At 69.6% G+C, this 8,774-nt stretch carries 3 protein-coding genes; all 3 read right to left on the reverse strand.

Going from position 1 to position 8,774, the window contains the following annotated elements; translation table 11 throughout:
• Nucleotides 1-731 (reverse strand): beta-ketoacyl [acyl carrier protein] synthase domain-containing protein (locus AWC16_RS00530; protein WP_133055895.1); only part of this gene is annotated, 731 nt, incomplete at its 3' end.
• A 5-nt stretch (nt 732-736) separates the two neighbouring features.
• Complete coding sequence (locus AWC16_RS00535; RefSeq protein WP_085262890.1) at nt 737-5,515, reverse strand: type I polyketide synthase; 4,779 nt, start codon at nt 5,513-5,515, stop codon at nt 737-739.
• A gap of 19 nt (nt 5,516-5,534) precedes the next feature.
• A partial coding sequence (locus AWC16_RS00540; protein ID WP_133055894.1) for a KR domain-containing protein occupies nt 5,535-8,774 on the reverse strand: 3,240 nt, incomplete at its 5' end.

Below are 8,774 nucleotides of genomic sequence, written 5' to 3' on the forward strand. Positions count from 1 at the left end.
GCAGCCAACGCCTGATCCGACTCCCGACGCCGCAAACTCGCACACGCCAAATGAATCGTCACCAACGACGACGAACAGGCGGTGTCGAGCATGACGGCGGGGCCGTGGACACCCAAGAAATACGACAGTCGACCGGCGGCGAAGTTCGGTGCGTTGCCGAACGCGAGGTAGGGGTCGGCCTCACGCGGGCCGAGCCGTTCGGCCGCAGCCAGGGTGTAGTCGTTGGTGGTGAGGCCGACGAAGACGCCGGTCTGGGTGCCCCGGATCGCATCCTTGGTGATCCCGGCATGCTCCAACGCCTCCCAGGCCACCTCCATCAACAACCGCTGCTGAGGATCCATCGCATCAGCCTCACGCGGAGAAATCCCAAAAAACTCCGCATCAAACTCCGCAGGCTGCCACGACGACAAAAACCCACCCTCACGAGAACAAATCGTCCCCGGCACCGAATGATCCGACGAGAAAAACGCATCCGCATCCCAACGATCCGCCGGAACCCGAACAATCCCCGAACCCTCATCACACAACAACCGCCAAAAAGCAGCCGGCCCATCCACCCCACCAGGCAGACGACAACCCAAACCCACCACCGCGATCGGCTCGGTATCCCCGGCCTCAGCCACCGCCAACCGCGCCGTCAAATCATCAATCTTGCGCAGCGCCTCAGCAACAATCGCGCGACGATCCGACCCCCCGGCCGACCCAGCCCCCCCGGCCGGCGAAGCACCCATCTCGCTCAACTCAACCTCTCCGAGAGCTGCGCGAGCAGCTCGTCATCACTCATGTCGTCATAGGCGTCGGCGCTGTCCTGCTCCGCGGTCTCCACCAGCTCGGGCAGGATCGAGGCCAGATACCCGGTCAGTGCGTCGATGGTCGGGTAGTCGAATACGACTGCGGCTGGCAGGGTTTCACCGAGACTGTCGGAGAGTGCACGCTGCAAGGTGACGCTCATCAGCGAATCCATGCCGGATTGGAAGAATCCGGCGGTCGGGTCCAGCGCATGGCGCGAGGCCAGCCCCATGGCGGCGACCACCTGCGTGGTGACGTGTTCGCGGAGCAGCTCGAAGCGCTGTTCCGGCTCGGCTTCGGCCAGGGTGCGACGGAACTCGGTGGCGACCGGGGCAGACCCGTCGGCCGGTTCGGCGACGATCAGCAGGTCGTCGACGATGCGCAGCGACGCCCGGGTGCGGTAGGCGGCGGCCAGCCGCGGCCAGTCCGCGGCGACCACGGTGTGCCGTACGGCGTTGTGCGCGCCGATCACCAGTGGCAGCGCTCCGATCGCGACGTCGTCGGCCATGGGCTCCAGACCGGACTCCACGGTCACCTGACGTTCGACGTCGGATTGGGTGTCGGTCAACGACTTCCACAGCCCCCAGTTGATCGCGGTGGCCGGCAGACCGGCTGCTCGGCGGGCATAGGCGAAGGTGTCCAGGAACGTCGTGGTCGCCGTGTAGTGCGCCAGCCAGCGCGATCCGGTGATTCCGGAGATCGACGAGAACAGCACGAAGTGGCGCACCGGGTGGCGCAGTGACAGCTTGTGCAACACCGCGACCACGTCCAGCTTGGGCCGGAACATGGCGGTGACGTCGTCGTCGGTCATGTCGCGCAGGGTTACCGGGCCCCCGGCGAAGGCGGCCACGTGGATGCCGGCCAGCGACGGCAGGTCGGCACCGAACCGGTCGAACAGCGCGCTCATCGCGGCCTCGTCGGCGGCGTCGGCGGCCACGGTCACCAGCGTGGTGCCCATCGGCGACAACTCGGCCGTCAACTCGTCGAGGCGCGAGCCCGGGCGCCGGGACACCGCGACAATGGTCCTGGCTCCGCTCGCCGCCAACTGCCGGACCAGTTGCGGACCGATGTTTCCGGTGGCACCGATCACCAGATGGCAACTGTCGGCGTCGAATTCGACGGCCGCGGAGCCGGTGGGTCGGTCGCCCAGCAGACGTGGGACGCGGCGGACACCGGCCCGATAGACGACCTGGTCCTCAGTATCGGCGGCGCCGGCCTCTGCGAGCAGGTAGCCGGCGACCAGCGCCGCGGGAACCGACTCGTCGACGTCGACGACCCTGCCCCAGATCTCCGGGTGCTCCAGGGCCAGGCTTCGGCCCAGCCCCCACAGCACGGCATGCGCGGGGTTGGCCCGGTCCCCGTCACCGACCGGTTGGGCGTTGCGCGTCAGCAGGAACAGCTTCGACGACCCCGGGTGGTCCAGCATTGCCGCGGCCAATCTCCGCGCCGCGTTGAAGGCCTCGTAGGCCGGTGTGGCGGTGAGGTCGGTCGCGTCCGTCGGCGGCGTGTACAGGACGTGGGTGGCACTCGCCAGCACCGCCGCCAGTGCCGTCCGGTCGGCGTCGGCGGCCAACGCCGATGCATCCAACGTCGTCACGGCGCTGCCCAGCTGCGCGCCCAACTCGGCGCCCAGGTCCTTGTCACCGATCACCAGCCAGGACTGCTCGGTGGCGCTCTCGCCGGCCGCTGCCTCGGCAGCCGGCCAGGTCAGCTCGCACCACCAGTCGGCGGGTACCGGGCCGGCGCGGCCGGCGGCCCGTTGCGCTCCGGTGCCGGCCGGCGCCGCGGCGCGCCGGACGGCCGCGGTGTCGATCCAGTAGCTGCTGTGCTGCCACGGCGTGGCCGGCAGCACCGGGTGCGGTTCGGGCGGATGCGGGGTCTGCGGCGGCTGAGTGGTGTGGGTGCGGTTGAGGTTGGTGTGGAAGCTGACCGCGTCATCACCGTTGCGCGCCAGGGTTCCGACACTGTGGTGGTGGCCGCCGAGCGCCTCACACGTGTCGGCGATCGCGTGGGTAAGGATCGGGTGGGCACTGACCTCGACGAACGTGGTGTGCTCACCGCCCGCGGCGGCGACGGCCTGGGTGAGCAGCGCAGGCTGCCGAACGTTGTTCACCCAGTAGTCGGCGTCCAGCAGCGGCATCCCACCGGCCGGCATCGCGGTCTCGGTCACCGTCGAGAAGAACGGGATGGTGGCGACCTCGGGGGTCACGTCGGCCAGCGCCTCCCGCAGCTCGGGCAGGATCGGGTCCATCAGCGCGGTGTGCGAGGCCACTTCCATGTTGACCCGCCGGGCGAACTTGTTCTGGGCGCTGACCGCGGCGATGACCGCATCGACCGGCGCCACCGGGCCGGCCACGACGGTCTGCTTCGGCGAGAGGTAGCCCGCGACACTGACATCCGGGTAGTCGGCCAGTAATGCCTCCGCAGCTTCGCTGTCCAGGTTCAGCAGCGCCACCGCGCCCTGTCCGGCCTGTCGCGACATCAGTTTCGAGCGGGCCGCGATCACCCGGAATCCGTCGGCCGTGCTCAGCGCTCCGGCCACGACCGCCGCGGTGACCTCCCCCATGGAATGACCGATGACGGCGTCGGGGTGCACCCCGTAGGAGCGCCACAGCTCGGTCAAGGCCAGCTGAAGCCCCATCAGGACGGGTTGGACCTGCGCGTCGCCGCTGATCGCCTCTCCGCCGGAGATCACCTGCCACAGCGAGAATCCGACGTGTTCGACGAACACCGGTTCCAGCACGGCCAGCGCCCGGGCGAACGCCGGCTCGTCGGTGAGCAGTTGCCGTCCCATACCGGCCCAGTGCGAGCCCTGACCGGAGTACACGAAGACTGTGCCGGGTCCGCACGGACCGTCGTGCGGACCGACAACCCCATAACCCGGGCCGTCCGCGGAGGTACCGGCCGCCAGTGCCTGCAGGCCGCGCACCGCGTCGGCCCGGTCCCGCGCGCAGACGGTGCCGAACTGGGCCTGGTGCGCGCGGTGGTGGTTGAGGGTGTGTGCGACGTCGGCCAATGCCACGCCGGCACCGTCGCCGTCCAGCCAGCCGGCCAGGTCGCGGGCGGTCGCGGCGATACGTTCCGGCGTCCGGCCGGAGACCACCACGGTGGTTACCGCCGGATCCGCTTCGCGTGCGGCGACTTTGGCGGGAGGCGCCTGCTCGATCACCACATGCGCGTTGGTGCCGCCGAAGCCGAACGATGAGATCCCGGCCCGCCGCGGGTGATCTGTGGACGGCCAGTCCTGTTGCTCGGCAACAACCTTCAGACGCATCTGGTCGAAGGTGATGTGCGGGTTCGGGTTGTTGAAGTGCAGGTTCTTCGGAATCTTCCCGCGTTGCACGGCCAGCACCGATTTGATGAAGCCGACCATGCCCGCGGCGGCCTCGAGGTGGCCGAGGTTCGACTTGGCCGCGCCGAGCAGCAGCGGCGCCTCCGGGGAACGCCCCCGGCCCAGCACCGTGCCCAGTGCCCTGGCCTCGATCGGGTCGCCGAGCAGGGTTCCGGTTCCGTGGGTTTCGACGTAGTCGACTTCCTGGGGTGCGATTCCGGCGTCGGCGTAGGCCGAGCGCAACACCGCCATCTGGGCGGCCGGGTTGGGCGCCAACAGACCGTTGGAGTGGCCGTCTTGGTTGATCGCCGAACCGCGGACCACCGCCAGCACCCGATCACCGTCACGCCGGGCGTCGGACAGGCGCTTGAGCACCACGACACCACAGCCCTCACCACGAACGAATCCGTCGGCGTCCGCGTCGAACGCGTGGCACGCGCCGGTCGTCGACAGCGCGCCACTCTGGTCGAAGCCGCGGAACACCGCCGGTGACATCAGCAGGTTCACCCCGCCGGCGATCGCGGTCTCACACTCCCCGGTCCGCAGACTCCGGCACGCCAGGTGCAGGGCGACCAGCGACGACGAGCATGCGGTGTCCACCGTCACCGAGGGGCCGCGCAGATCCAGGAAGTACGACAACCGGTTGGCGATGATGCTCAGCGCGCCGCCGGCGTTGCTCCAGGCGTCGACACTGTTCAGGTCGGCGGAAGCGTGGCAGCCGTACTCGGTGATGCTGGCGCCGACGTAGACGCCGGTCTGCGAGCGCCGCAACGAGGTCGCCGGAATTCCGGCGTGTTCCAGGGCTTCCCACGCCACTTCCAGCAGCAGCCGCTGCTGCGGATCCATCTTGACCGCTTCGCGGCTGGAGATCTCGAAGAACTCCGCGTCGAAGGCGGCGATGTCGCGCAGGAACGAGCCCCAGCGGGTGGTGCGGGCAATCGCGTTGGCGGTATCCGGCGAACCGTCGTCGAACGGCGCCCAGCGATCTGCGGGCACTTCCGTCACGGCGTTGCCGCCGTCGATCAGGAACTGCCACAGCGCGTCGGGTGAGTTGATGTCTCCGGGGAACCGGCAACCCAGACCGATCACCGCGATGGGTTCGTCGGTGCCGAACCGGCCCGGTTCGGGAGCCGACTCCTCGTCGGCGGACTCCGGCTCGATGAGGAAGCGCGCCAGTTCCGCGACCGACGGATGCTCCCACAGCTCGACCGGCGACACCTTGCGGCCGAGCAGTTCGGACAGCTCGCCGCAGAGCACCACGGCATCGCGGGAACCGACGCCGAGGTCGTTCAGCGAAGCGTTGAAATCGATGTCCTCGAGGTTGCAGCCGATGTTGGTGACCAGATAGTCGGCCAACCAATGGCGCAGGGCTTCTTCGTCAAATGCTGCTGTCATGCGGGGAACTCAATTCCCACTAGATCCCGTCCCATCCGGCCGGAGCCGATTCCACGCTGTCGAACAGCTCATTCAACACACTGTCGGCCGACTCGGGCAGCTCACCACCTGCGACCGCCGAGTCATCATCGTCGGTGTCCTCGTGCGGCAGCAGCTTGCCGGTCAGGTGCGCCGCCAGCGCCGCGGTCGTCGGGTGATTCCACAGCATCGTCGCCGACAGCTCCAGGCCGACCAGCGCCTCGATGTCACGCCGGACCGCCATCGCCATCACCGAGTTGAGGCCGAGTTCGGCGAACGGCCGGTCCAGCTGCAGTTCAGCCTCGGGCATCCGGAGCTCGCGGGCCAGGATGCTGCGCAGCCCGATTTCCAGCTCGCTGAGTATCTCATCGGCCGGCAGCTGCGCCCAGTCGCGGACCGGACCGGCGTCACCGGCGTCGGCGGCGGCCGCACCCGAGGAGGGCAGCGGCACCATCACGGCCTGGGCGACGTCGTAGTGCTCGACGTGGTCCCAGGCGGCGAAGGCTTCGGCCGGACTGATGGGCCGCGACCCCATCCGCTCGAGTTCGTGCAGCACGACGTGCGCCTCGGCCCCGAAGCCGAGGCCCTTCCACGCCACCCAGTCCAGGCTGACGCTGTGGCAGCCCCGCTGGTGGCGGGCGCGGGCCAGGCCGTCCAGGTAGGCGTTGGCGCTCGCGTAGGCACCCTGGCCGGGCACCCCGAACACCGCGCCGGCGGCCGCTGTCATGAAGAAGAAGTCGACGCTTCCCGGCGGGAAGAGTTCGTTCAGCACCTGGGCGCCCGCAACCTTCGGCCACATGGTGTCACGGAGCCGGTCGCCGTCGACCTCGGTCAGCAGCTGGCCCTCGGTGATGCCGGCGGCGTGGATGATGCCGCGGATCGGTGGCGTTCCGGCCGCGTCGCGGGCAGCCAGCAGGTCGGCCACCCCGTCCCGGGAGCCGACGTCGAGCGCGGCCACATCGACGGTGACCCCGCGCCGCTCCAACGCCCGGATCGCGGTGATCTTGTGCCGCACGCCCGGGTCGAGCTCGTCGGAGTCCCAGTCCCGCCGGGGCGGCAGGGCCGTGCGACCGGCCAACACCAGCCGGCGGGCGCCGCGGTCGGCCAGCCACCCGGCCATCAGCAGGCCGAGCGCGCCCAAGCCGCCGGTGATGAGGTAGGCGCCGTCTGGTTGGCACACCATCGGTTCGCGCTGCGGCGGGCCGGAGATCGGGGTGAACGCCGGCGTCAGGAACTGGCCGTCGCGCAGCACCAGGATCGCTTTGGCCGGGGTGCGCAGGATGCCCGACAGCGTGGCGGCAACCTCGGCAGTGGGCCCAGTGCCGCCGTCGGGTAGGGCGGGCAGGTCCACCAGCCCGCCGCACAGCTGCGGTTGCTCGGCTCGGATCACGCCGGCCAGACCCCACAGGCAGCTCTGTCGCACCGCGGCGTCGGAGGTGGCCTCGTGGACACCGTGGGTGATGATCCACAACGCGGGCGGGTGATCGTCGCGCTGAGCCAGCTGGGCCACCAGCGCAGCCACCTCGCCGACCAGCCGGGCGGCGCAATCCAGGTCGGATTCGCCTTCCCGTCCCGGGTCGGCGACGTAGACGACGGTCTGGGCCTCGGCGATGCCCGCGCAGCGGTGACCGGCCGCGGTCAGGCCGCCGCGCAGTGCGTCGACGGCGGCGCCGTCACCGACCACCGCCAGAGTGCCCGGGTGAGCCGGGGTCTGCGGTGCGCCGTCCCAGGGCTGCCAGTCGATCGCGTGCGCGATCGAACTCGGGTCATCGGCGGCGGTCGCCGCGCCCAGCGCCGTGTAACGCAGTCCGCGGACGTCGACGCGGGCGGCGCCGTCGGGTGTGGACACGGCGATGTCGACGATGAGTTCACCCTCGCCGCCGTCGCGCCGGAGCACGGTGACCCCGGCTTGACCGTCGGCGGCCGGTTCCCCGAATCGGACGCTGTCGACCGAGGCGGGCACCATCAGCTCGGGGTTGGAGGCGTCGACCATGCGCGCGATGTGCAACGCGGCGTCGAGCAGCGCGGTGGTGCCTGATTGTGCGGACCCTGCTGCTTCGATATCGGCCCGCAACTCCGACGGGGTTGCCCGGCCGGAGCGCAGTGACCACTCGAACGGGCGCCCTTCACTGCCCCAGGTCAGCCACAACGAGGTGACCGCGTCGTCGTCGAACATCGTTCCGCTGTGACCGTTGGTGCGGGTGGCTGCGGCGGGCGAGACGGCTTCGTCGCGGGGGGTGATGCGGGCGCTGAGGTGTTTGACCCAGCGCGCAGCGGGCTCGTCGGTGGCCGATGTCGACGACACCGCCTTCGACAGCACCACCACCGATTCGGCGTCGGCGACCACCTGGATGGTCCGCGGGCGGTCGACGATGATCGGGTGTTCGAAGCGGATGTCGCTGACTGCCGGTTGCCCGCTGACCTCGGTCGCGGCTTCCGAGAGTGTTTGCAGCAGCACCGATGCCGGGACCAGCTCCACGCCGTTGTTGCGGTGGCTGCCCGGGTACGGCTTGGTCTCCGGCGCCAGTCGCGCCTGCCACAGGTGGACGGTCGGCGTGCTGCCGATCTTGATGTGGGTACCCAGCAGCAGACCCGGCCGCGGCGAGGATTCCGCTGCGGTGATGGAGTTTTCGACGTCAAGCCAGTGCCGGGTGTGCCGCCACGGTGTGGCCGGCAGCACCGGGTGCGGCTCGGGCGGGTGCGGCAGTTCCCGGGGGCTCACCGGGTGCGCGGCATTGAGGTGCTCGTGGAAGACAAGGGTGTCGTCGCCGTCGCGTACCAGGGTCGAAACCGTGCAGTGCGAAACCGCTTCCAGGTTCTCATCGATGGTGTGGGTCAGGATCGGATGCGGGCTGATTTCGATGAAGGTGCCGTACGCGTCCGCCGCGGTGGTGATGGCTTGGCTGACCAATGCCGGTTTACGCACATTGTTGGCCCAATACTCGGCATCCAAAACCGGTGTAGGCCCGCTCGGATCGACCACCGTAGAGATGAACGGAATCTGCGGCGCCGACGGAACCAGATCCGCCAACTCCGCCCGCAACTCATCCAGAATCGGATCCATCAACGAGGTATGCGAGGCCACCTCCATGTTCACCCGCCGGGCGAACCGCTCCTGAGCCGCTACCGCGGCAATCACCGCGTCCACATCCGCCGGCGCACCCGCAACCACCGTCTGCCGCGGCGACAGATACCCCGCCACCTCGACACCGGGATGGGCCGCCAACAACTCCTGCGCAGC

The organism is Mycolicibacter longobardus, from assembly GCF_002102265.1.
Taxonomy (GTDB): domain Bacteria; phylum Actinomycetota; class Actinomycetes; order Mycobacteriales; family Mycobacteriaceae; genus Mycobacterium; species Mycobacterium longobardum.